The following is a 25,524-nucleotide window of genomic DNA, read 5'->3' as shown; positions in this document are numbered from 1 at the left end:
CAATCCGTTCTTCCGGTTGGCCTTCGCCCAACAACGTTTTGGCGCGTTGCCTCACTTCCCGGCCCCGGCGTTTGCTTTTTTCTTTTGCTTGCCGACTTTTTCCGTGAGTAAGTAGCCCGACAACATGGATTTCACCCTCGACAGCCACAAACCGGCCTCCTCGTTTCCCCCGATCGATTTCGAAGCGGAACTGAACGAGGAGCAATTCGCCGCCGCGACCGCCCCTCTCGGCCCCGCTCTGGTGCTGGCCGGAGCCGGTTCCGGCAAAACCCGCACCTTGACCTTCCGGGTCGCCTGGCTCCTGAAAGAAGGGATGCGCCCGGGAGAGATCCTCCTGCTGACCTTCACCAACAAAGCCGCCCGCGAAATGCTCTCGCGGGTGGAGGATTTGACCGGCGTTCCCGGCCACCGCTTCTGGGGAGGAACCTTCCACCACATCGGCCAGAAGATCCTCCGCATGCACGGCGAGCATATCGGTTTCGGGAAGAACTACACCATCCTCGACGCGGGCGACGCCGAATCGTTCATGAACGAAACCGTCCGCGAGATCGACCCCGGGTTCTTTAAGGACAAAGCCAACCCGAAGGCCCGGCTCCTCGGCGAGATTTACAGCATGGCCCGCAACACCTGCCTGGGAACCGCCGACGCCATCAAGAAATATTACTCCTACTTGGCCGACATCACCGACCGCGCCAGCGTTTTCTTCGAGGCCTACCAGAAACGAAAACTCGCCCAGCAGGTCGCCGACTATGACGACCTCCTCGAATACCTGCTCAAGATCCTCGAAGAGAATCCCGATCTCCGCGAGTATTACCAAAAGCGTTTTCAATACCTCCTCGTCGACGAATACCAGGACACCAACGTCCTCCAGGCCCGCATCGTCGATTTGTTCGCCGCCCACCACCGGGTGATGGCGGTCGGCGACGACGCCCAATGCATCTACTCCTGGCGCGGAGCGGATTTCACAAACATCCAAACTTTCCCCGAACGCCACCCCGGCACCACCATTTACAAGATCGAGGTCAACTACCGGAGTTCCCCAGAGATCCTCAACCTCGCCAACGGCGTCCTCGTCAACCAGGCCCCCGGCACCGGCTTCAAGAAGGAACTCCGCGCGGTCCGCGACAGCCGCGTCCGGCCCTACGTCGTCTCCGCCCTCGATCCCCGCGAACAGGCCGCTTTCGTGATCAAACGGATTTCCGGCCTGGTCGACGAGGGGTACAACCTCTCCGACATCGCCATCCTCTACCGGGCTCATTACCAATCGGTCGACCTGCAAATGGAACTGGTCCGCCAACGGATCCCGTTTCAAATCACCAGCGGCGTCCGCTTCTTCGAACAGGCCCACATTCGCGACCTGGTCGCCCAACTCCGGTTCATTTACAACCAAAAGGACGAAACTTCGTTTCAACGCGTCTCCTCCCTCCTTCCCAAGATCGGGGCCAAGACTTCAACCAAACTCCACTCGCTCGCCGCCAAGCTGGCCGCCGACCAAAAGATCCCGATCGTCGAAGCCCTCGCGGCCGATGCGGTCGTCAAAAAGGTTCCGGCCGCCGCCCGCGAGGATTGGCCGAATCTGATCTGGTCCCTCCGCGACATGGCCTCCGCCGCCGACAAACGCCCTCCTTCCGAAGTGGTCCAAATCGGGATGGACGGCTGGTACGGCGACTACCTCCGGGGCGCCTACAACAACTACCCGTCCCGGCTCGACGATCTCAAGAGTCTCGTCGGCTTCGCCGAAAAGTTCGAGGAGATGCAGGACTTGCTCGCCCAACTGGTCCTGCTCAACTCCGAAACTTCTTCCGATTCGGTCGAAGAGGAGGAGCATCGCCTCCGCCTCACCACCGTCCACCAGGCCAAGGGTCTCGAATTCCCGGTCGTCTTCATGATCGGCCTCGGAGAGGGGTTGTTCCCGTTGCGCCGCGCCATGGAAGCCGGCGACGTCGAGGAAGAGCGCCGGCTGTTCTACGTGGCCGTCACCCGCGCCAAGGACGAACTCTACCTTTCCTACCCGAAATTCGTCCCCAACGGCCCGCCGATGGGTTTCAACCCAAGCCGTTTCCTCCAGGAATTACCCGATCATCTTTATGAAGTCATCCGCATTCGCCTTCCTCGCTGGTAAGACCGGCCTCTGGATCCTTCTCGCCTGTTTCCTCCTGCCGCACCTGCTCGCCGCGGCGGAAATCAAGATCACCCGGATCTCGGCCGAATACCGGGACGCCCGCCAGTTCTACCGGATTTCGGAATTCTTCACCGAACGCGAAAACACCGGCCACCAGGTCATCCTCCGCACCCAACCGGAGGAACGCGCCGGTTACTACATCACAGTCAAACTCCGTCGGTATCCGTACCGTCGCGACACCGTCGAGGAAGCGATCCGGCTGGAGATCATCATGCCCGGCGACGTCGAGCCGACCACTTTCACCTTTCCCCTCGGACCGGCCTCCCGGCGCAATCCTTTGATCCTGGTCGGCCTCACCGGCGACCATTGGCCCGACCCCTCGGCCCATCCGCTCGCTTGGCGCATCTCCTTCTTCGACGCCGACGAAAACCTGGTCGCCCGTCACCAGAGTTTTCTTTGGAGCAAGTAAATCGATTTCTTCCGTGGCCGAAACTCGATCCTCCTGGTCCCGGTGGCAGCGGTTCCCGCCGATCGATGGCGGCTTCTCCGAATCCTGCCTGAAGGAACTCCTCGACGGCGGACAGGCTTTCCGCTGGAACCGCCAGGACGACGGTCTCTGGCTCGGCCAATGGGACGACTGCGTCTGCCGCCTCCGCCGCGAACCGGACGGACAACTTTCCTGGTCGGCCCCCTCCTCCCTCCGACAAACCGTCGCCGAAAAACTCCCCGGATATTTCGCCCTCGACCGCGATTGGACCGACCTTCGCGACCGCCTCCCCTGGCGCAGCGACGCCCACCTTGCCCGTTGCATCGAACTCTTCCCCGGCCTGCGGATCCTCCGCCAGCCGTTGACCGAAAGCTTGCTCGGCTTCCTTTGCAGCGCCACCAAACAGATCGTCCAGATCAAGCAGATGTGCCACAACCTGGCCCTCGCCCTCGGTCCCGAAGTCGCCCCGGGATTCCACGCCCTGCCGAGCTGGCCCACCCTTGCCACGGCCCCGGAGGAAATATTGCGCCGATGCGGACTCGGCTTCCGCGCCCGCTACATCCGGGCGACCGCCCTCCTGCTCGCCGAAGCCCCGGATATGATCCAAAACCTGGATACGCTCCCCTACCACGAAGCCCGCGAACGCCTGATCCGGCTTCCCGGCGTCGGCGAAAAAGTCGCCGACTGCATCCTCCTGTTCGGAGCCGGACGCCTGGAGTCGTTCCCGGTTGACGTCTGGATTCTCCGGGTGATGGAGAACCGCTACGACCTCCACGGTTGGACCACCACCCAGATCGCCCACTTCGGCCGGACCCACTTCGGTCCCCTCGCCGGCTACGCCCAACAATTCCTCTTCGCCGCCGAAAGAAGGAAACCACCAATGGACACGAATAAACACTAATGCAAAACCGACTGAAGCCAGTTTCTGCGAGGAAAGTTGATGTGAATTTAATTCGTGTTCATTCGTGTCCATTCGTGGTTCCCCCCGAGCAACAGATTAGTGCCGATTAGTGATTATTAGTGGTTAACCAATTTTTTCTCTCCGAACCTAACCAACCATGGACATCACCCGTTTCGATTTCCACCTCCCGGAAGATCTCATCGCCCAAACGCCGGCCGCCGTCCGCGACCAAAGCCGCCTGATGGTGGTCGACCGGAAAACACGCTCCTTCTCTCACCGGACCTTCGCCGAGATCGTCGATTTCCTACCGCCCGGCGCCACCCTCTTCCGCAACAACGCCAGCGTCCTGCCCGCCCGTCTCCGCGGCCACCGGCCGACCGGTGGCCAGGTCGAATGCCTTCTGCTCAATCCGTCCGATGCCCCGGACCACTGGTGGTGCCTGGTCAAACCGGGACGCAAGCTCCCCGCCGGCAGCCGATTCGAACAGCCGGACGCATGGCGAGCCGAAGTCGTCGAGGTCGTCGACGATGGACGCAAACTGATCCGGTTCGAGACCGCCAATTCCGCCGCCGACTTTCTGAGCGTCGTCAACCGCGTCGGCGAGATGCCGCTTCCTCCTTATATCCGCCGCGAGAAAAACGACCGACGCACCGAGGCCGACCGCGAGCGTTATCAAACGGTCTACGCCCGTCCCGACAAACAAGTCGCCGCCGCCGCCCCGACCGCCGGACTCCACTTCACCCCGGAGTTGCAAGCCGAGTGCCTCCGCCGCGGCTTCTCCTTCGCCGACCTCACCCTGCACATCGGACTCGGGACGTTCCAACCGATCAAGACCGAGCAGGTCGAGGAACACGCGATCCACCACGAAATCTACGAGATTCCGCCGGAAACCCAAAAACTCCTCCGGGCCGCCCCTCCCCCCGCCCGGGTCGCCATCGGCACCACCGTCACCCGCGCCACTGAGGATTACCTGCGCAAAACGTCAGACGATGTGGATACAAACGTCCCCTATGTCAACGAAGCCGACATCTACATTTACCCTCCCCGGAAATTCGCCGGAGTCGACGCGCTGATCACCAACTTCCACCTCCCCCGCTCCTCCCTCCTTTGTTTGGTGAGCGCCTTCCTTTCCCCGGGCGAAACCGACGGCGTCGACTGGCTCCTCGATCTTTACGCGGAAGCGATCCGCGAACGTTACCGCTTCTTCAGCTACGGCGACGCCATGCTCATCCTCTGACCCCGTGACACAGACATCCCTGTCTGTTCCTATCCCACCTCCCGCTCACAAAAAAACCGGCGCCCCCGCAAAAAGGACACCGGTCTTTTAGAAAGTCCGTAAATGGTTGCCCGGCAAGGACTCGAACCTTGACAAACGGTACCAAAAACCGTTGTGCTACCATTACACCACCAGGCAATTGAAGAAACAAAAATAAGCAACGCCCCCGGCGATAGTCAAGCCCTTCACGGCAACCAATTCGAAAAAATCGAAAAAACGGTCTTCGACCTTCTTACCCAACCCCGGTTTCTCCGCTCCTGCGAGATTCCCCGCACAGATGTCAAGCAAACCGTTGACACTCCCTTCTCCATGCTTACTTTCAAGCCTTTCCCGTGGAGAATCCCGGGAAAAAATTCAATACAAACAAGGTAACATTGGATGGCAAAAGCAATCGCAAAAAAGAGAGGTAAACGAGTCGCCTCTTCCGCAAAGAAGAGCACGCAGCTCGTATACGCCTTCGGGAAGAAGACCGACGGCAATGGCAAGATGAAGGCACTCCTCGGTGGCAAGGGCGCGAACCTCGCCGAGATGTCACGCATCGGCCTGCCTGTTCCTCCGGGCTTCACCATAACGACGGAAGTCTGCAACGCCTTCTACGAAAACAACCGGGCCTTCCCCCAAGGATTGGAAGACCAGGTCAACAAGGCGATCGTGGAGGTCGAAAAGGAGACCGGAAAGAAGTTCGGCGACGCGAAGAATCCGCTCCTCTTCTCCGTCCGCTCCGGCGCCCGCGATTCCATGCCGGGGATGATGGACACCATCCTGAACCTCGGACTCAACGACAAAACGGTCGAAGCCCTCGCCGCCAAATCCGGCAACTCCCGCTTCGCCTACGATTGCTACCGCCGCTTCATCCAGATGTACGGCGACGTCGTAATGGGAGTCCAACCCAAAGACGAACACGACCACGAGCCGTTCGATGAAGTGATGTCCGCCCTCAAAAAGGAAGTCGGCGTCAAGATCGACACCGACCTCACCACCGATCACCTCCTCGAATTGATCAACCGCTACAAAGCCCTGATCAAAAAGTGGACCGGCGACAGCTTCCCGCAGGATGTCTCCAAGCAGCTTTACGGAGCGGTCGGCGCCGTATTCAGTTCCTGGAACAACGACCGCGCTATCCTCTATCGCCGCAAATACAAGATCCCCCACGAGTGGGGCACCGCCGTCAACGTCCAGGCCATGGTCTTCGGCAACAGCGGCGACACTTCCGCCACCGGCGTCGCCTTCACCCGCGACCCCGCCACCGGCGACAACGTATTCTACGGCGAATACCTGATCAACGCCCAAGGTGAAGACGTGGTGGCCGGTGTCCGGACTCCCCATCCGATCGCGAAGCTCAAAGAAGAAATGCCGCATGCTTACGACGAACTCGACAAGATCCGGAAGAAGCTCGAAAAGCACTTCAAGGACATGCAGGACTTCGAGTTCACCGTCGAAGAAGACAAACTCTACATGCTGCAAACCCGCAACGGCAAACGGACCGGCCTCGCCGCCATCCGCATCGCCACCGAAATGGTGAAGCAGCGCTTGATCGACTGGAAGACCGCCGTCGGCCGCATTCCCGCGGAGTCGGTCTCCAGCCTCCTGGTTCCGATCTTCGACATGGATGCCCGGAAAAAGGTGAAGGTGATCGGCACCGGCCTTCCCGCCGGCCCCGGAGCCGCCTCCGGCAAGATCGTCTTCAGCGCCTCCGAAGCCGAACGTCTCAGCGACAAGGGCGAACGCGTCGTCCTCTGCCGCGTCGAAACTTCCCCGGAAGACCTCCGGGGCATGCTCGCCGCCGAAGGGATCCTGACCTCGCGAGGAGGCGTCAGCTCCCACGCCGCCCTCGTCGCCCGCCAAATGGGCAAGGTCTGCGTCTGCGGCGCCGATAGCATCGTCATCGATTACAAGCGCAAGACTCTCACCGCCGGTTCGGTTGTCCTGAAGGAATTCGACGACATCTCGATCGACGGCACCACCGGGGAAGTTTTCGCCGGATACGTTCCGACCGCGCCTTCCGAAGTCAACCAGGTGCTCGCCGGAAAATTGAAGGCCGATAAGAGCTACACCTACCAAATCTTCGACCAGGTGATGAAGTGGGCCGACCGCGCCCGCAAGCTCGGCATCCGGACCAACTCCGACACCCCGGGCCAGGCCGCGCAAGCGATCGCCCTCGGCGCGGAAGGGATCGGCCTTTGCCGGACCGAACACATGTTCTTCGAAGGCGACCGGATCACCGCCATGCGCGAAATGATCATCGCCCAGAACGACAAGGACCGCCAAGCCGCTCTCAAGAAGTTGCTGCCGCACCAGCGGTCCGACTTCGCCGGTCTCTTCAAAGCGATGAAGGGCTACCCGGTGACGATCCGTCTGCTCGACCCGCCGTTGCACGAGTTCCTCCCGCACGACGACACTTCCATCCGGGCCTTGGCCGAGAAGTTGGAGATCCCGCAGGAAGCGATCGTCGAACGGGTCAAGGCTCTCCACGAGCAAAACCCGATGCTCGGACACCGCGGTTGCCGCCTCGGCATCAGCTATCCGGAAATCACCGAAATGCAGGCTCGCGCCATCTTCGAAGCGGCCGCCCAGGTGATGAAGCTGAAAAACGCGCCAAAGGTGGTTCCCGAAGTGATGGTCCCGCTCGTCGGATACCCGGGGGAATTGAAGAACCAGGTCGAAATCATCCACCGCGTGGCCGCCGAGGTCATGGAAAAGAAAAAGGTGAAGATCGACTACCTCGTCGGAACCATGATCGAGGTGCCGCGCGCGGCTCTCGTCGCCGACCAGATCGCCGAAACCGCCGAATTCTTCAGCTTCGGCACCAACGACCTGACCCAGACGACCCTCGGCATGAGCCGCGACGACTCCGGCAACTTCCTCCGCCTCTACCAGAACGAGGAAATCCTGCCGGCCAATCCGTTCGCCTCGGTCGACACCGCCGGCGTCGGTTCGCTGATGAAGCTCGCGATCGAGAAGGGCCGCAAGTCCCGCAAGAAGATCAAGCTCGGCATCTGCGGCGAACACGGCGGAGATCCGGACTCGGTGAAGTTCTGTCACGAAATCGGTCTCGATTACGTCAGCTGCTCGCCGAACCGCGTGCCGGTCGCCCGCCTCGCCGCCGCCCAAGCGGCCCTCGGGGTGTAAGCGACCTGCAGACGTCCTAACGTTTCGAATACATCGGGGCGAATTCCGCAAAACGGGATTCGCCCCTTTTTCGTCCCTGACCGTGACACAGACATTCCTGTCTGTGGTCATCGAGTGAAAATTCGATGCTACGATGCCAAGCCCAGGACATCCGTAGCATCCCGGCTTTCGCCGGATGACCGTCGCGAGGAGGAAACCCATCGAGTGAAAACTCGATACTACGCGGCCAAGCCCCGAACTTCAGTAGCATCCCGGCTTTCGCCGGATGACCGTCGCGGGGAGGGAACCCATCGAGTGAAAATTCGATGCTACGATGCCAAGCCCAGGACATCCGTAGCATCCCGGCTTTCGCCGGATGACCGTCGCGAGGAGGAAACCCATCGAGTGAAAACTCGATACTACGCGGCCAAGCCCCGAACTTCAGTAGCATCCCGGCTTTCGCCGGATGACCGTCGCGGGGAGGGAACCCATCGAGTGAAAACTCGATGCTACGCGGCCAAGCCCCGGACATCCGTAGCATCCCGGCTTTCGCCGGATGACCGTCGCGAGGAGGAAACCCATCGAGTGAAAACTCGATACTACGCGGCCAAGCACCAAACTTCCGTAGCATCCCGGCTTTCGCCGGATGACCGTCACGGGGAGGGAACCCATCGAGTGAAAACTCGATGCTGCTATGAGGGTTTCGTGACAAGCGGAAAATGAAACCGTTGTTTGATTTATTTTTCTTAGGACATTCTTAAGATCTGCTTTCTTACCTTAGTTCCCCTAGCGGGGGTTTGGGGGCGGCAATGAGCCCCAATCTTTTGGCCTTTGGAGTTGCCCCCGGAAAGGAATGTCTCTCGTCCCCGGTCCCCTCGAACTGGCCGGGGGGACAAACTGCTATCCGCGCGTGCCTTAGAGGCAGCGCATTATAATTTATGCGACCCCCGGCGAGGCCGGAGGAAAAGAGGGACGGAGCAAGCGGCACAATCTACAGGAACGGATGAAAGTCCAAGCATCGAAACGTGCGCGCTCCACTCCGAAATCGGGTTCGCTTCAGGCAAAAAGATCAAAGAACAAAAAGGGAAGTTGGTTGCCCTCAGCCGACTGCAACCTCGGGCATCCTCAGGCCGAGCTTCTCAGGCGTGGTTTGACCGGTGGCCAACCGCCACAGATCGATGGCGAGCTTGCGGGCGGCCGCGACCGCGATCTTGCGCCGAGACCGGCCGCTGACAAGCTTCTCGACCAACTCGCGCACGGGCGGGTAATCGGGTTGCCATCGCACCATGCGCCAGACCGCTTCGATTAACAGGGCGCGTATTCGCGGATTGCCGTGCTTGTTTATACTCAGATCCCGGGAGGATCCTCCGCTTTGGTGAACCCCGGCACATAATCCGACGAAGCCGGCCACTTGACGCCGGTTCTTAAACCGTCCCCAGTCGCAGATCTCCCGCAGGAGCATCACCCAGGTCAGGGCTCCGATTCCGACCGGCAGAGGCTGTTTAACCTCCTCGACCAGTTCCTTTTTGATGGCCCTTTCCTTCTCGTCGAGCTTCAGCAGAATCTCACGCATTACCTCAAGTTGCTGGACCAGATACTCGGGTAATTCGAGACAGAGATCCTTCCATTTGCGCGGCCCCCACCAACGGCCTTTCACGTGGAATCCCTGCGCCAGCAACGCGCTTCGACCACGTGCCTCCCATCCACTCCGGCTCTTCTTGATCTGATCGCGCAGACGTGATCTCGCCCGCGCCTGTTCTTCCTCCTGGCTTGGCACACGAATGACCGTGAAGGCCTTCTTGTTGCCTCGCAAATAGCGGTCGAGTTGGTCGACCAGCCCCCGCGCATCAAGGTTATCCGTCTTTTGGTTGCGTCCGCCCGCCAGGCTCACCGGGGCAACCACGAAAACGGTGGCTCCCAATTCGGTGAGCTGGCGGTATAATCCATAGCCGCAAGGACCAGCCTCATAACAGGCATAAACCTTCAGGTCGGCGGCCACTAACTTGCCAACGAGGCGAACCAGTTCCTCGTGCTTCAAGCGCAACGGGCGTTGCGGCAAGCTGCCGTCCACCTGTAGGCAAGCCACGCCATCGCGGGCATGAAGATCGATCCCGAGCTTGACCTCCTGCCCATTGGACGAGACGATTCCGTTAATCAATTTGGAGAAGTTATTTTTCGATTGGTTATTCATATCGGGCGACATGTTGGAGAATTCTTTCCCACTTGTCGCCCTCATGTTATCTACGCGGCCAAGCCCCGGGCATCCGTAGCATCCCGGCCTTCGCCGGATGACCCCTCGCGGGGAGGGAACCCATCGAGTGAAAACCCGATGCTACGATGCCAAGCCCCGGACATCCGTAGCATCCCGGCTTTCGCCGGATGAACGTCGCGGGGAGGGACCCATCGAGTGAAAACTCGATGCTACTATGCCAAGCCCCGGACATCCGTAGCATCCCGGCTTTCGCCGGATGACCGTCGCGGGGAGGGAACCCATCGAGTGAAAACTCGATGCTACGCGGCCAAGCCCCGGGCATCCGTAGCATCCCGGCTTTCGCCGGATGAACGTCGCGGGGAGGGACCCATCGAGTGAAAACTCGATGCTACTATACCAAGCCCCGGGCATCCGTAGCATCCCGGCCTTCGCCGGATGACCCTCGCGGGGAGGAGATTCATCGAGTGAAAACTCGATGCTACGATTCCAAGCCCCGGACATCCGTAGCATCCCGGCTTTCGCCGGATGATGATGCGGCAGGTCTTGCTCGGAGCGTGGAGGAGACGGGGATCAATTCCGCATGACTCGATTTGCCGGGCGAAGAAAGGATCAGGCAATTCTCGGCGACCGCGGGGCGGCGGGGGGTCGGAATAAGGCGATTCCGTTCGGCGCCAACGGGGTTTGCTCTGATAGGCGCGGAAGGAATTGATGAACTCTTGCGAACGGCGGGGAGCGCGGGAAACCAAGAGCCACACACAGACATTCCTGTCTGTGCCTCTTCACAGAAAAAACAGGCAGGAATGCCTGTTCCACCCCCTTGGCAGAAATGCGCCCGCTCCTACTCCGTCGTTACGATCTTCCCATCGCGCATCCGCAATGGGACGTCACAGCGGTCGGCAACCGCCGGATTATGAGTCACCACGACCAACACCCGGTTCTCCTCCCGGGCCAATCGCACCAACAAATCCGCCACGCGCTCGGTGTTGGCGGCATCCAGGTTACCGGTCGGTTCATCGGCTAAAATAATCGGCGGCGCATTCGCCAGGGCTCGGGCAACCGCCACCCGTTGCTGTTCCCCTCCGGAGAGATGGTTCGCCCGTCGTCCGGCCTTTTCCGCCAACCCCACCCGTTCCAATAGTGCCCAAGCCCGTTCCTGCCGTTCTCGCTTCCCCCCCCACCCCAATCGCTCCATTGGGAGCATCACGTTTTCCAGAGCGGTAAATTCCGTCAGCAGGAAATGAAATTGGAACACAAACCCGATTTTCTCCAACCGGACCCGAGTCCGCAACGGATCCGCGGCATCCGAGTAATCAACACCGCCAATCCGAATCCCCCCGGAGTCTGGACGGTCCAACAGACCTAGTGAATAAAGCAGCGTGCTTTTCCCACATCCGGAAGGACCTGCGATCGAATAACTTTTCCCACCAAACAAATCGAGCGTCACCCCGCGAACCGCATGCACCCGCGATTCATCCGCTCCTAAATACCGGTGCAAATCGACGCACGAAAGCACCGCTCCCTCGTCCGCTGCTCCCCCTTCGACCTCCGGTTGCGGTTTCGCCATGCTCATACCGATGCGTTCCGTATCACATCCCCCGGTTCCAGTCGCGCCGCCCGACGGGCGGGCAACACCGTCGCCAATGCCACCACCACGGCGGTGATTCCCGCCGCCCAGAGATAATGGGAAATCGACCAATTCACCACGAACGAATCCGTCGCGAATATTCCCCGAATCCGGATCGGTATCCGCGATACCAATTCAGTCAACACCGCGCCAAGTATCCACCCCAAAAGAACCCCGGCCCCGAGAATCATCCCCCCTTGCCAAAGGAAAATCCGCACAATATCGCCGCGTCCGAATCCGCCTGACCGCAGCACCGCAATCTCCCGGGTCTTTTCCATCACAATCATCGCCAACGTATTGAACATTCCGATACCAGAAATAAGAATGATCGTGACGACCGTCAGCCCCGACGAGATCCGCAACGCCCGGAACACCTCCAACCAAGCCTGCTCACGTTCCTCCCAGCCATAGGCGAAATGTCCGACCACTTCCTCCATCCGGGCCGCATCGCGAGCCGCCCGACCCGGATCCCGCAGATTCACCTGGAGGAAGGAAGCTCCGAACGGACGCCGTAAAAGCGAGCGCGCCTCAGGCAGGTGCAGATACACCCGGAAGCGGTCGATGTCGCGCACCCCCGTTTCGTAAATCCCCGCCACCCGGTAACGGCGTCGCTCATCCGGCGTTTCCATCACAAAACTATCCCCGACCTGCAACTGCATCCGCTGGGCCAGAATCGCCCCGATCAAAATCCCTTGGGGATTTTCCTCGAAGCGCTGGAGACTTCCCCGGACCAACTGACTTCCCAAATCGCTCGCCGCCAAGTGATCCTCCAATCGCACCCCATACACCTGAACCGTTTCCTGCCGGAACGAAGTCCGCATCCTCGCGGAACCTTCCAAAATCTCCGACACGGCGGTTACGTTGGCGAATTCCAATAACGCCTCCCTGACCGTTCCGGGTTCGGCGACGCCTTCCACGTAGTGTCGCGCCCCACGATGGGCGATTTGGAATCCACTGCCGCTCTCCCCGCCTCCCACCTCCATGGTCCGCAGGGTATCTTGAAATGAGTCGCGCACTTGAATCGCCCCGCTCGTCCCCAAGATCGTCCGGACGAAAAAACGTTCGAACCCGGTAGTCTGCGCCTGAGTCAGAATGAAAAAAGCCACCCCAAGGGCGATTCCCCCGAGACTCATCAGCATGGCCCGCTTCTTCGCCAGCAGAAAACGGAAGGCAATGCGTGCTTCAATCGGCATGGTCACTTGATCCGAATCCGATCACCATCCCGCAATCGGTCGAGATTCTCCACCACCACTCGCTCCCCATCCTCCAATCCCGCGAGTATCTCGACCCGGTTCAAACTCACGAATCCCGGCGTGACTTCCCGTGCCTCCACCCGATCACCTCGAACGACGAAAACTTCGCGGCCGAGCAATGCGCGGCGGGGAATCGTCAACGCATCCGCCCGTTCACCCACGATGATGCTCACTTCCCCGGTAATCCCCGGAGCCATGAGTTCCTCCGGCATGTCGACTTCCAGATGAACCGTATACCGCTGGGTCATCGGATCCGCGGCCGGCAACACCTTCGAGACGGTTCCCGGGAAAAGCCGGGAACCATAGCCGAGAAATCGAACTGTCGCCGGTTGCCCCACTCGGACTCCGGCAAAATTTTCCTCGCTCAACGTCGCTTCGATCACCCGCTCCCGCGAAAGAATCCGGGCGACGACCGCCCGCGGCACCACCACATCGCCAGGGTGGGCCATCAACTCCACCACATCCCCCGCGACCGGGGAATGGAGCATCGTCTTCTCCAACTCCCGCTCCAAACGGCGGAATTCGTTTCGCAACACCGCGATTCTCCGGCGCTCCGCGATCTCCTCCCGCCGAATCTCATCGCTCAATCGCGCCACCCGGCGGCGTTGTTGCTCGATCTCCTTCGCCGAAAACCGTGTTGGCTCCCCCTCCCGCCTCGTCAATTCGTCGCGGGCTTCCTCCAAATCATGTCGCAGAAGGGATCCGACTTCCGCCAACGCCGCTTCCGCGTCCAAATCGATCGTCACTCGTTCGAGAGCACGCCGGACATCGGTGTCGTCGAGCCAAAGCGCCCAATCGCCTGGAAAAACCTCTCCCCCAAGTTCCAATCGGCTTTCGACAATCTCTCCGCCCGTCTCGGACCGCAACTCAACCGTCCGGAAGGACGTCAATGTCACCACACCGGAGACCGCACTGACCGCGGTTCCCCGTTCCACCGCGGCGACCTGGACCTCCGTCCGCATCACCTGGGCTCCGCCCCAGCCCAATGCGAGAAGGAGGGCAGCCACCACTGGAGCTCCCCCCATCCATCGCCACTTTTGCCGGTTGTTCATGATTATTTATCTTTTTTTATCTACTGCCCAGACCGTAAACAATCGGATCGAGACCCGCTTCCGACAAATATTCAGCCACCGCCATCAGATACTCCACCCGTTGACCTGCTGTTTCCGCCTCCGCTTCCAAGTGACTGACTCGAATTCTCATCATATCCAATTCGGAAACAAGACCTTGCTCCCAATCTTCCATTGTTTCAGACAGCTCCCTCGCGCTGAGTTCCAAACGAGCTTCCGAAATCTCTAAAGCCAGCGATGCCCAACGGATGGTGTCGGTCAGATTTTCCATGTTGACCACCCATTCCACCTCCTGCCGTTGCCGCCGTTGCCGCTCCAGCCGTTCCCGAGCCGCCGCCGCCCTCCTCCGGCCTTGGGATTCAAATCCGTCGAAGATACTCCAAGTCACCTCCACCCCTCCGAAATACACCGTGCGGTCAATATTTCCCCGATCGAACACCGCCACTTGATCCTGCGCGACGCCCGCGATCAACTGGAGCGATGGACGGTCCCGCGCCCGCTCCACTGTCCGCTGTTCGGCAGCCTGCCGGACCCGCTGATCCGCCAACCGTTCCCTTGGTCGCTCCCCTTCCGTGCGCGCCACTTCCACCGGCGGCATCCCCTTGACGACGGGCAATGACGGAACTCCGATCGCCTCTCCATCCAGCGGCAGATCAATCGGCCCGCCGCTGAGGGATTCCAAGGCGCCGATCCGCCGAACCAAATCCGCTTCCGCCCGCCGCAAATGAAGCCGGGCCTCCTCCGCCGCCAACCGGACCCGGGTTCGCTCCTCGGCGGTAATTCCCCCATCCTGAAATTGATGATCGGCCGATCTCACCTCGCTTTCGGCCAAATCGCGTCGGGATTCCACAAGCCGGACTCCCAACTGCTGCAACCGAATATCCAAATACGCTCCCCGAATCTGCAATGCGAGAAGACGATAGACCTCCTCCCGATTGGCTTCGGCCATCGCCGTCCGAATCCGACCGATCCGCCGATTCGCTTCCGTGGCACCCCACTGGAAAACCGGCTGACGAACCGTCAAAGCCGCTTGCGGCTGATAAAAACTCCGCGTCCGGTCAAAATCATCCCGATCTTCCAACCTTCCCGTGTAACGGAAGGTGCCAGCGACGGATGGATAACGGCCCGACGCCAACGCTCGCTCCTCGCCCCGGGCTTCGTCGACTCGGAAGTTCTCCTCAACCATCCGCCAGGAACGCCCCATCGACTCCTCCAAAATCCGGTGCAACTCAGGAAAGAACGTCTCCGGCAACAACGGCGAGGACTCGGTCGCCACCAAAGAACCAGCATGAAACAGTGTGCCCGCCATTATCAAAGCGAGGTAGCGAAACGGCGAAGAGACCGTTATTTGCCGGGGAAAAGTCTGAAGCGGAACACCTCGCATAGAGATCCCTTCTACGCTACCGCCGCCCCGCTGATTCCCTCGGGACGCGAAACTGAAATACCGAAAACATCGTTCGAAGATCACTCGCCACGCCAGAAACCGCCAGCCAAAACCTTTTCCTTATTCCCCATCACTGCAAAGACGCGACATCCCCCAAACGCCGAAGCCTGCAGGAGGAGTCGAGCGCCCCCGTAGTCGGGTTGGCTCCGCCGCCCGACCGCAGCGGGCGAAGAACAACCGAACGAACGCCCACCTCGCGGTTCGCAGGCGAGGTCGTGGATCCCGAGATTTTCGAACATCCCGCAGAATGGGGCGGCAAAGCCAACCCCACTACTTTTCCGCGAATAAAGGGGCCTGAGAGAAGCAAACGACGAAGGGGACTGGCCGCTCGCGCAACCAGTCCCCTGGATTCATTTGAATTGAACTCTACTCCGATCAGCTTACGGAACCGCCGGAGGATTCGGATCCGGATTATAAGCCGGCGGTTCACCCATATCCGTCGGAGGAGGCGTATTGCTGGTGTCGGCGCCGCCGCCACCACCGCCACCCCCGCCACAACCGGTCCCGAGACCGACGACCAACGAGAGGAGGGCACATACCGCAAACAGCCCGTTCGAAACCTTCTTAGTTTTCATATATTCTGAATTATTTGGTTAAGCGCCGATCACTGGCCGTTCACTGGAAGCGGAATCCAAGCTTGACCGTTCCAGACTTGGAACTGCCGGTTCTTGGAATTTCCACCCTTGGTGTAGTAGAGCCACTGCCCGCGTTTATCGCTGTAGAAGAACGGATACAGGTCAGGGCGGGTCCAGAGCCAATCTTGTTGGACATGATCCCACATCCACATGCCGTGGGGATACCCCTGGCCCGTCACATACAACCATCCATGCTCCTGGTGATTGATCCATCCGGCCGGATTATTGTATTTGAAGTGGCGATCATCGAAGACGCCCAACCAGGTTGAAGTCTTCACGGTATGCAGGCTCGGATTAGCGATTCCGAAGAAACAACCATTTCCACTGAACCGGCGCTCGAACAAACCGTGATTCCCCTCGACGATGAACTGGGCGGCCTCCGCAATATTCCTGCTGAGGGACCCGACTTCGTTCGGAACGATATCCTTGTCCAGCAAGAGCAGAATCAAGGCCGCACGCTTAATCTCGTTCTCATACGAAGCGATCGTGCCGGTCATTCCCCCGTTGGTGCCGTTACCGTTGCCGTTATCCGTTCCAACAATGAGCATCGTCAGATAGGAGATCTTTCCAATGCTGGCGATCCGCTGTTCCTCCGTGACGCGCTGATCGGCACTTCTCCAGCTTCGGCCGAGGTTGTTACTCCAGACCAAGTGGAGCAATTCCCCGGGTGTCAACTGGGAGTTGGCCCGGCCATGGCGGAGTCGGAACTCGTCCAACTCCAACACATGATCGACCAAGAACGGCAAATTGGCTGGGACCGTGCCCGAAACCGGTCCGAGGATAGCAATCCCGTCGATCAAGTGATCCACCGTCGGATAATCACCCAATACCGTAATGTAGGTGGCGATCACCCAGCGGACGACCTCGAAGTCCGGATCGGTCATCACGTCGGCGACCACCTGGCCGCGAGTCCATTGGTTATTGTCCAACCGGGTCACATAATAAACCAACTCCGCACGGCTCGGCGCCCGTCCCTGAGTCGGGCTGGCCAACGGCCCCCCGCGCAACAAATCCGAATAGATCTGCGTCACGAACGCCACGTTGTTGTCCGGCGCTGCCGGATTACCCACGATGACCCCCAGCGGTTGCACCGTGATGGTGACTTCCTGGGCATAACTGACATTGCCACGGCTATCCACCACGATGGCGGAAATCGTCCGCTCGCCGGTTTGGCTCGGCAACCAATCGGCCCGGAAGAATTGCTGGGTCAATTGAGGCCGCAGCAAGGTCGGACCAGTCAAAGGCTCACCGTCGACGAGAACCGTCACGGAGTCGACGGCAACACCCTGAGGCATGGAATACTCCACACGGATCGGCACCGGCCGGGCTCCAGTCGGCTGACTGCCGATCAAAGCGACCGTGAAATACGACCCGTCAAGAGGCGACGCGATGGTCGCAGTCATATCGAAGCCCGAAACCGTGAGCTGAGCATCCGTGGAGCGAACCGTGTTTCCGTTGACGTCGACCGCCAAGGCATACAACTGATAGTTGCCGCTGGCATTCGGTGTCCAATTGATCCGGAAACGGTTTGGAATGGCCCCCTCGACCTCATCTTCCTCACCGATGAATCGACCATTGGCGAAGAATCGGACGGAACTGAGAGCGGCACCTTGAGGATTGCCTTGCAAGGTCAGGACGACGGTTTGCCCGCGGCCGATCTCAGAAGCGTTCACCGACAAGGTTGGTTGCAATGCCCGGGGTCCGCCGGTCGACGGGACCACCGTCAACTCGATCGGACTCGAGGCCCGCACATTACCGGCATTGTCACGGGCGACGGCGATGATCTCGTATTCTCCGGCACCGACTCCCGCGAAGTCAGTCACCCGACTCCAGTAAGTCGTTCCAGGGAACTGAGTCGCCAAACCGAAGGAACGTCCGTTTGCATAGAACTCCACGCTGGAAATCCCATGTTGGCCGTCGGCCGTCGCCGTAAAGAGCACATCCGAAGTCGTCGTCACCGAATCGTCGCCCGAGGGCTCGATGATCGAGACGGTCGGCCCGGACCCACTGGTCGCATTCACCTGAACATTGATCGATTGAGACGAAACACCGGTGAGACCAGCGGAGTCGGTCGCCCGCATGGAAATCGAGCGGTTACCGGACTGCGTCGGCACCCAGGTGAACTGGTAGGAACTGCTGTCGCCAACCCGCTCCCCTTCCCCGATCAGCTGATCATTGGCGTAAAACTCCACCAACGTCACCGAATCGAAGTCGTCTGTGGCGGTTCCCTCCAGGAACACCGGCTGACCGACGGTCGCCGTGGTGTTGCCATTCGGTTGCACCATATTCACTACCGGGGCGTTGTTGGCATCGACACTTACGTCGATCGAATTCGTCAACACCCGATGCCCCAGAGCGTCGGTGGAGATGGCGACCACGGTGTAGTCTCCCCGCACCGCCGGCGTCCAGTTGGCACTGAACGGAGCTTCGTCATCGTCGGCGATCACGGCGCCGTTCGCATAGAATTCGACCGAGGTGATCGCGGTGCCTCCCGCCGGTTGGACCGACAAGTTGATCGACTGACCACGCTTGATTTGAGTCGCGGAGGCCGTCAAAGTCGCGGGCGAAGCCGGCGTTCCTTCAACGGAGCTCACAGTGAGTTCGACCGGTGAGGACGCCGTCACGTTGTTGTTGTCGTCCTTCGCCACCGCCACGATCTCATAACTACCGGCCCCCAGGTCACTGAAGTTACCGTTGGTGGTCCAGAGGTTCGAACCCAAGGTGGCAGGAGCGTCGACCCGGGTCATGAACTCGCCATTGGCGTAGAAATCAACCCAGTCGATGGTGCCATCGCTATCGACGACCCTCGCCGTGAAGACAACGTCCGACTTGGTGGTCGCGGTGGTGTCTCCCGAAGGTGCGACGATGGTCACAGTCGGAGCCGCCCCGGAGGTCGAATTGACTTGAACCGTCACGTTTTCGGTCGAAACGCCGGTCAACCCGGCAGAGTCGGTCGCCCGAACGGTGATCGCTCTCGCCCCGGCCTGGCTCGGTGTCCAAGTGAGATTGTAGACGTCGGTGTTGCCGACCCGCTCCCCTTCGCCGATCACTTGACCGTTGGCGATGAACTCGACCAAGGCGACCGTATCGAACTCGTCCGTCGCATTGGCCCGGAGGAAAACCGGCTGACCGACCGTCGCCGTGGTGTTACCGTTCGGCTGAATCAGGCTCACCACCGGTGCGTTGTTCGCGGTCACGCTCAACGAGAGACCATTGGTCAAAACCCGGTTGCCGAGTGCGTCTGTCGCGATCGCCACCAAGCTGAATTCACCACTCGCGCTCGGAGTCCAGCTGACGCTGTAAGGAGCTTCGTCATCGTCGCCGATCGGCAAGCCGTTCGCGAAGAATTCGACTTCCGTGATCGCGGTTCCACCGGCGGGCTGAACCGACAACAGAACACTTTGCCCGCGCTTGATGGTGCCGGCCGAAGCGGTCAACGCCGGTTGCGGAGCTGCAGGTCCCGTCGCGGAAGTGACGCTGAGATCAACGGAGGAAGATGCGGTCATGTTGCTGGAATTGTCCCGGGCAACTGCCACGATTTCGTAACTACCCGGTCCGAGCAGGGCGAAATCCGTCGTCATCGTCCAAGTGGACGCGCCCGCTGCGGCGGGAGAAGCTGATCCCAGGAGTCCGCCATTCGCGAAGAATTCGACCGAAGTGATGGTTCCATCGCTATCGGTGGCACGTGCGGTAAACAACACGTCCGAATTGGTCGTCACCGAGTCATCCCCGGAGGGTTGAAGAATGGTGACAGTCGGAGCCGAACCGGCCGTTGCCTGAACCACAACCGTCCGAGTGGAGGTCGTCTTCGTTTGATTCAGATTATTGGTCGCCCGGACGAAGACCTGGTAGGTTCCAGTCGTCTGCGGAGTCCAAGTCAGGAGGTAACGATCGCTGTCACCCACCCGCTCGCCTTCTCCGATCACCGCACCGTTGGCAAGGAATTCGACTTGGGAAATCGAACCTTCGGCAAAGGAAGCGGTGGCTTCCATGAAGAGCGGTTGCCCCGGGCGTCCAATCAAGGAGTTATCAGCCGGACGCACGAAGACCACCGGGAAATCGGCAGACGGATCCGGATCGCTTCCATTGACGGTGACGGTCGTGGAGCCAATGCCAGTATTGCCATGGTTATCCCGGGCTACCGCGACCACGTTATAGAGACCAGCCACATTGGTCGTCCAGGATATAGCAAACGGCGCCCCTTCGGCTTCTCCGATCCGTTGGCCGTTGGCGAAGAACTCGACCGAGGTAATCGTGCCATCCGAATCGGACGCGGTCGCCATCAACTGAGTGCTTTGTCCGCGATAGAATGAAGACGGAACGGCTTCGACGGAAACAGTCGGAGGAAGTCCAATGCTTGAGGTGACCGACAATTCAATCACACCTGAAGAAGCGGAGTTTCCACTCGTGTCGGTCGCGATCGCCGTCAATTCATACGAACCTGAGGAGATCTCGTCGAAGGTGTAATTCAACACCCACTGCTCGCTGGCATGCTCCCGAACGGCGGAACCGAGCAAGAGACCATTGAGGTAGAATTTCACCCCGGCCACCGGATTCGTTCCACGCAGGACCCGGGCCGAAAGAGGCACGGTCGATGCTTTCGTGACGGTCGAATCATCTTCAGGATTCAGAATACTCACGCTGGGAGGACTACCGGCGGCCTCGGTTACCCGAACCTCCAGGTCCGCGGATTTCGACGTGCCGCCGACCGAGTCGCCCACCGACACTCCCAGAACATAGAATCCGGTCGAAGTGGGATTCCACGTGAATGTATACTTATTAGTTCCGGGGAAGCGCTCGGCGGTGCCAATCTGCTGACCCTCGGATTCGATCACCACGCTGGTGATTTGCAGCAGCGGATCGGGTGAATAGGCTTCGATCGTAAACGGCAGGGGACGTCCGAGCTTTGCCTCCACCATGCCATCGGCCGGATCCGGATCCAAGAGGACCACAATCGGCTTCGGCGTCAGGAGGGAGATCAAAAGCGGATCGGAAGACATCCGATTCAACGCGCCGTCTTCCACGATAGCTACGATGCTGTAGGCTCCAGGTGTCTTGAGCGAAAAATCAACATCGAGTTCCCAAAGTCCAGTGTCAGCATTGAAGGTTCCCATTCCAATGCTCGATCCGTTGGCGAAATACTCGACCGAATTCGCACCGTAAATGTCATTGGTCACTTCCGAGCCGAAAACCAACGTTTCAGTCGTGAGAACTTCCAAGGGTGCCACGCCCGGAGTCCAACTCGGGGTGACGATCTCAATCGAGGGCGCCGGATCAATCACCGGGCTGACGATCACCACCTGATTGTCGGTGCGACCTTGGCCCTGTTGGGTATCCACCGCCCGGGCAAACACAGTCAGACCCCCGATCTGCTCCGATGTCGGAATCCATTCCAATCGGAAAATCGAACTTGTCCCAACCCGGACCGCTTGGCCGAGCAAGAATTCTTCGGAACCGAGGAGGCCGTAGATTCTGACCGAGGTCAAAGAAGCTGCTTGATTGGTCGTGCTCGCTTCGACTTCGAAGAAGTAGCTTTGTCCCACGGTAGCCCGGTCCAGCGAAGTCGGGCGCTTCCAGGTCACTACCGGAGCCGGCGGCGAAAGGACCGACAAAATCGCTTCGTTGGACGCCGCGGTATTCCCGGTCGCGTCGCGGACGATCGCCGTGATCGAGTAACGCCCCGGATTGGTCGGAGTGAAAAGAGCGCGGTTCGGGAAATCGGGATCATTGGCAATCCGGACGCCATCGACGTAGAAACGGACGGCGGAACCGGTTTCTTCATCAATGCCCAACTGATTCTCGGGATCGGAAGGGAAAGACTGAATGGTCGCGGTTTGCCCCAGAGTAATCGTCGTGGGGGTCAAGGTAATCGTCACCGCCGGGCGTCCACTCGACGGAGGAACGACATTGAAGGTCACCGGATCAGAGATTGTCCGATTCCCATTCCCGTCAATCGCGATCGCATACACTTGCACAGGGCCGCTCACGCTCGGAGCGGTGAAGCGTCCGAAATACGTCCCACTCGGGCCACTCATGATCTCGCCGAAGGGATCGTTCAATCCGCCGGTTCCGGCTCGAACGCCGTTGGCATAGATCTCCACCGACTGGATAACTCCCGGAACCGGAGTTCCAGTGAGCGGATCCACGTCACCCCCATCGAAGGCGCGAATGTTGAACATTCGGTCCGACCCATAGGTGATGTTTTCGGAATCCATCGTGAGATTCACCAGTGGGGCCACCCCTTGGACCGGAGTGAAAGCCGATCCGATGCGACGGTCCACCATGAAAACGTCCCGTTTCGAATTACCGTCAAGCGGAATCTGGTTCGATTTTCCGAATATAAAACCTGCTGTGTTGTGAGCATCTGACGCGAACACGACGTAACGTCCGTCACGACTCATCGCGATCCCACGGGAAGACGGAACCTCATAACTGCCCACGATTCCTATCGTCTGCTGGCCGAACTTACTGCGGGTGACCCGCTCGTTTCCGTTCGCCAACGCAGCTTCGGCAGTCGCATTCCCCGGAAGGTTGATTGTGGGAACGGAGGTATAGCCCGCACCCGATTCGATGATTTCGATCCGGGCAATCGCGCCGTTTTCCACGACGGCCAACGCCGCCGCTCCCGTTCCACCGCCGCCGGATATTTCGACGGGGGCCATCAAAAGAATGTCATCGGTATAGCCCGATCCCCCATCGGTCACCACGATCTCGCGGATCCCGGTGTCCCGAATATAAAGATCAGAGGTTCCGTTGGTATCCGCATAATTGCGGATCCAATCAACCGTTCCCAACACCGCTTCAGCCTCCGCGCCGGTCGCGGTCGGAGAGGATGAGTGGATCACCACGTCGGGCGGCGACATATATCCGGCCCCGGGATCGAGAATTATGAATCTCGAAATTCCACCTGAAGCATTCAGCAGCACCTGGGCTTCGGCTCCTATCGCGGGATCGCCCCCGATCAACTCGACGGTTGGGGGTTGGGTATAGCCGGACCCACCCTCAATGACCTCCACTTCGGTCAAACGGCCTTCGTCATCGAAGGTCGGATTCAAAACAACTCCGCCCGCGTCGGGCGAAGGGTCGTTGATGATGACTTCCGTGTCGTCATCATACCCAATTCCCCCATTGATCACGGTGACAGCGGTCACCCGTCCTCCTGTAATCGTGACCGATGCGGCCGCTGCCTGACCGGTTCCGGTCGGATCAACGATACTAACCGAAGGACCATAATTTTCACCAGATTCGATTACTTGGATGGAAGAAACCCCCGTGATGAAAGTTTCGAAAATAACCTGGTCCGAACGAACCACGAATTCAGGCTGAAGATTTCCCGCCTCTGTGCGATATCCGATGAAACGTCCGTTCCCACTTATAATTGGTCCCAACGCTTCACTGTCTGCAAACGAGTCGTCAAAACTCCGGGATACGAGCGACAAAGAAACATTGCCGACTTGATCTCGCGGGTCCCCCTGGGATACCTGACGGTTCACCACGTAAACCTGGGAGGTCCCCCAATTATTGAAAGAACCGTCGGGGGCCTCAATATTGGACGCGCGGGAAGCGAATGCCACGTAGCGACCATCAAAACTGACCGCCGGATCGAACGAATCACGATTCAACTGCTCATCCGACTCCCAGTTATAAGAAATCCGGGTGAGCTCTCCGGTGCTGACGGTTTTCGCATAGATCTCAGAAAAGGTAGTGGTCTTTCCTGGCACCAGATTGGTGGCGAAAGAACGGAAGACGATCGTCGATCCATCTCCGCTAATCGCGGGTTGGGTGCTGGAATTGTTTCCGATGTAACCCTCTGGAGATACACTGGCCATATTGATTCCATTGAACATCCCGTTTACCAGATTGACGTAGAAAACATCCCGACGGTTGTTCGTGTCACCGGGAACCAAATTCGAAGCATCGGACTCGAACGCAACAATGGAGCCATCCTCGCTAATGGTCGGGTAAAAGCTTCCCCCGTTCGCTTGACTCCCGTCATGGGCAAGGCTCACCCGCGTCGTGATGCCGGTATTTCCGTCGTATACGAAAACATCTGTGTGCTGGTTTGTGTCGGTATTTCCGATTCCGGAAATGAGATTAGTCGCCGACGACTCATAAGCCACAAATCTTCCATCCGCACTGATCACAGCATTCCGACTCTCTTGATTCCCTGCGACATTCCCCAACTGAGAGATCATGATCACTTGGCCAGTGATATTATCCCGTCGATAGATCTGAGCGATGCCTTCTGGCGCGGATGGTGACGAAACCAAGTTCGTTGCCTCCGATTGAAAAACCACATAACGTCCGTCCGCGCTGATGCTCGGATCTTCGCTCAACTCGTTCGCGTCGCCGCCGGTTTGATAATCATTGGACACCCGACTCACCTGCGGCCGATCCATCGAACGGATTGTCACCCGTGCGGTGCCGGTGGTGAAAACGCTTGGATACGAAGTATCAACATTTGAATCGGGAGGACCGTCGGTTACCCGGATTCGAGCCAACAAGAAATAAGTTCCAGAGAAGTTGCTCGGGAGAGCGTTCGTCCGTCGACGACGCGCCTCGAATGGGGGAACCGGTTGTCCCGAAGGCCCCGCTTCGTCCGCCGTGGAATCGAAGAAATCGATCAGGTAATTGTTTTCGTTCTCTGGATCGCCATCAGTGGAAAGATAAACCGAAACCCGAAAACGTTGGGGACCATTTGGAGGACTTGAAGTATTTGTCCGAGCGTAACGCACCGTATAGACAATCGGGTCGTCCGGATTTAATTCCACATGTTGGTCCCCCTGAAGGGTGACCGACCGGACATGCAGGTTTCCTCCATAGGAAAGGCCGGCGCCGAAGAAGACGGCCAAGCAACCGGCGACCGCCACCTTCCATAGCTTTTTCGAAACTGATTTTAGGTATGTATCCATTTGTAAAAATCCCTGCTTATACTGAAAGCGATTGAGTTGTCCCCGGTGCAGTCACCCCGTCGAGAGTCGACCCGGGAGACGAACGGAATTCGGCCATCCAAGCGGATAGGTCCGAATCAAAATAGGAATGAACGTCCCCAGTGGAACGGAAAGAAATTGGCGAAAAAAAACGTGCGGAAATCATGGTGAATAAAACAACGGCTTGCCCCCTCAGAAAACGGTCCGCCGCGAAGAAACCGATTCGAAAATCCCGTCGAAATCGAGCGGAAAATCGTTCAGTCTCCTTCTCGACAAATCGGCAAATCGACGTTGAAACACTGAATCGAAGCCCCCAAAACACGGAACATGAGTTGGACTGCCGGTGTTTTGAAGCGACGGAACAGAGGAAGAAACGGAGATTTGCATAGATTCGTCAGTCGTTTTTCGAGGCGATTACCTTGAACTCCAGATGGACTGTCAAGGACAATTGGAGTGGTTTTT

12 protein-coding genes and 1 tRNA gene are annotated in these 25,524 nt (G+C 59.0%); 5 read left to right on the top strand and 8 right to left on the bottom strand.

The window, feature by feature from the left end; genetic code table 11:
• Positions 1-124 precede the first annotated feature (124 nt).
• The 4 genes from ACWUI2_RS11600 to queA all read left to right on the top strand — a co-directional run bounded on the left by ACWUI2_RS11600 (position 125) and on the right by queA (position 4,747).
• The gene (locus tag ACWUI2_RS11600; protein WP_486983009.1) at positions 125-2,122 is read left to right on the top strand and encodes an ATP-dependent helicase; all 1,998 of its coding nucleotides are present in this window, start codon (positions 125-127) and stop codon (positions 2,120-2,122) included.
• A complete protein-coding gene (locus tag ACWUI2_RS11595; RefSeq protein ID WP_486983008.1) occupies positions 2,088-2,591 on the top strand; it encodes a hypothetical protein in 504 nt (167 codons plus the stop codon). The genes ACWUI2_RS11600 and ACWUI2_RS11595 overlap by 35 nt, the downstream gene beginning before the upstream one ends.
• A gap of 13 nt (positions 2,592-2,604) precedes the next feature.
• Positions 2,605-3,510 (top strand): DNA glycosylase, encoded by a 906-nt coding sequence (locus ACWUI2_RS11590; protein ID WP_486983007.1) that lies wholly within the window; start codon positions 2,605-2,607, stop codon positions 3,508-3,510.
• 157 nt (positions 3,511-3,667) lie between these two features.
• Positions 3,668-4,747, top strand: coding sequence for a tRNA preQ1(34) S-adenosylmethionine ribosyltransferase-isomerase QueA (queA, locus tag ACWUI2_RS11585; protein ID WP_486983006.1), 1,080 nt, complete (start codon positions 3,668-3,670; stop codon positions 4,745-4,747).
• Positions 4,748-4,850: 103 nt separating this feature from the next.
• On the opposite strand, the gene ACWUI2_RS11580 is transcribed toward queA, so the two are convergent.
• Positions 4,851-4,924 (bottom strand) — tRNA-Gln (locus ACWUI2_RS11580).
• A gap of 240 nt (positions 4,925-5,164) precedes the next feature.
• Here ACWUI2_RS11580 and ppdK point away from each other — a divergent pair.
• The gene (gene ppdK / locus ACWUI2_RS11575) at positions 5,165-7,915 is read left to right on the top strand and encodes a pyruvate, phosphate dikinase (protein ID WP_486983005.1); all 2,751 of its coding nucleotides are present in this window, start codon (positions 5,165-5,167) and stop codon (positions 7,913-7,915) included.
• 1,078 nt (positions 7,916-8,993) lie between these two features.
• Here the strand turns inward: ppdK and ACWUI2_RS11570 are convergent.
• From ACWUI2_RS11570 to ACWUI2_RS11540, 7 genes are all read right to left on the bottom strand, one after another.
• Positions 8,994-10,130, bottom strand: coding sequence for an IS110 family RNA-guided transposase (locus ACWUI2_RS11570; RefSeq protein ID WP_486981276.1), 1,137 nt, complete (start codon positions 10,128-10,130; stop codon positions 8,994-8,996).
• A gap of 814 nt (positions 10,131-10,944) precedes the next feature.
• On the bottom strand, positions 10,945-11,670 hold the full coding sequence (locus ACWUI2_RS11565; RefSeq protein ID WP_486983004.1) for an ABC transporter ATP-binding protein: 726 nt from the start codon (positions 11,668-11,670) through the stop codon (positions 10,945-10,947).
• A 2-nt stretch (positions 11,671-11,672) separates the two neighbouring features.
• Positions 11,673-12,923 (bottom strand): ABC transporter permease, encoded by a 1,251-nt coding sequence (locus tag ACWUI2_RS11560; RefSeq protein WP_486983003.1) that lies wholly within the window; start codon positions 12,921-12,923, stop codon positions 11,673-11,675.
• Between the two features lie 2 nt (positions 12,924-12,925).
• Positions 12,926-14,035: an efflux RND transporter periplasmic adaptor subunit gene (locus ACWUI2_RS11555; RefSeq protein ID WP_486983002.1), complete on the bottom strand. Its 1,110-nt coding sequence runs from the start codon at positions 14,033-14,035 to the stop codon at positions 12,926-12,928.
• Between the two features lie 16 nt (positions 14,036-14,051).
• The gene (locus ACWUI2_RS11550; protein ID WP_486983001.1) at positions 14,052-15,362 is read right to left on the bottom strand and encodes a TolC family protein; all 1,311 of its coding nucleotides are present in this window, start codon (positions 15,360-15,362) and stop codon (positions 14,052-14,054) included.
• Between the two features lie 515 nt (positions 15,363-15,877).
• A complete protein-coding gene (locus ACWUI2_RS11545; protein ID WP_486983000.1) occupies positions 15,878-16,072 on the bottom strand; it encodes a hypothetical protein in 195 nt (64 codons plus the stop codon).
• A 29-nt stretch (positions 16,073-16,101) separates the two neighbouring features.
• Positions 16,102-25,044, bottom strand: a complete 8,943-nt coding sequence (locus ACWUI2_RS11540) for an Ig-like domain-containing protein (protein WP_486982999.1) — start codon at positions 25,042-25,044, stop codon at positions 16,102-16,104.
• Positions 25,045-25,524 lie beyond the last annotated feature (480 nt).

It is taken from the genome of Verruconatronum alginivorum (assembly GCF_056590205.1).
This window is presented reverse-complemented; position numbering and strand designations above follow the sequence as displayed.

What these genes read in the sequence shown, in the direction of transcription:
- ACWUI2_RS11600 (WP_486983009.1), top strand. Translation starts at nt 125, where the DNA reads ATGGATTTCACCCTCGACAGCCACAAACCGGCCTCCTCGTTTCCCCCG.
- ACWUI2_RS11595 (WP_486983008.1), top strand. Translation starts at nt 2,088, where the DNA reads ATGAAGTCATCCGCATTCGCCTTCCTCGCTGGTAAGACCGGCCTCTGG.
- queA (WP_486983006.1), top strand. Translation starts at nt 3,668, where the DNA reads ATGGACATCACCCGTTTCGATTTCCACCTCCCGGAAGATCTCATCGCC.
- ppdK (WP_486983005.1), top strand. Translation starts at nt 5,165, where the DNA reads ATGGCAAAAGCAATCGCAAAAAAGAGAGGTAAACGAGTCGCCTCTTCC.
- ACWUI2_RS11570 (WP_486981276.1), bottom strand. Translation starts at nt 10,130, where the DNA reads ATGAGGGCGACAAGTGGGAAAGAATTCTCCAACATGTCGCCCGATATG.
- ACWUI2_RS11565 (WP_486983004.1), bottom strand. Translation starts at nt 11,670, where the DNA reads ATGGCGAAACCGCAACCGGAGGTCGAAGGGGGAGCAGCGGACGAGGGA.
- ACWUI2_RS11560 (WP_486983003.1), bottom strand. Translation starts at nt 12,923, where the DNA reads ATGCCGATTGAAGCACGCATTGCCTTCCGTTTTCTGCTGGCGAAGAAG.
- ACWUI2_RS11555 (WP_486983002.1), bottom strand. Translation starts at nt 14,035, where the DNA reads ATGAACAACCGGCAAAAGTGGCGATGGATGGGGGGAGCTCCAGTGGTG.
- ACWUI2_RS11550 (WP_486983001.1), bottom strand. Translation starts at nt 15,362, where the DNA reads ATGGCGGGCACACTGTTTCATGCTGGTTCTTTGGTGGCGACCGAGTCC.
- ACWUI2_RS11545 (WP_486983000.1), bottom strand. Translation starts at nt 16,072, where the DNA reads ATGAAAACTAAGAAGGTTTCGAACGGGCTGTTTGCGGTATGTGCCCTC.
- ACWUI2_RS11540 (WP_486982999.1), bottom strand. Translation starts at nt 25,044, where the DNA reads ATGGATACATACCTAAAATCAGTTTCGAAAAAGCTATGGAAGGTGGCG.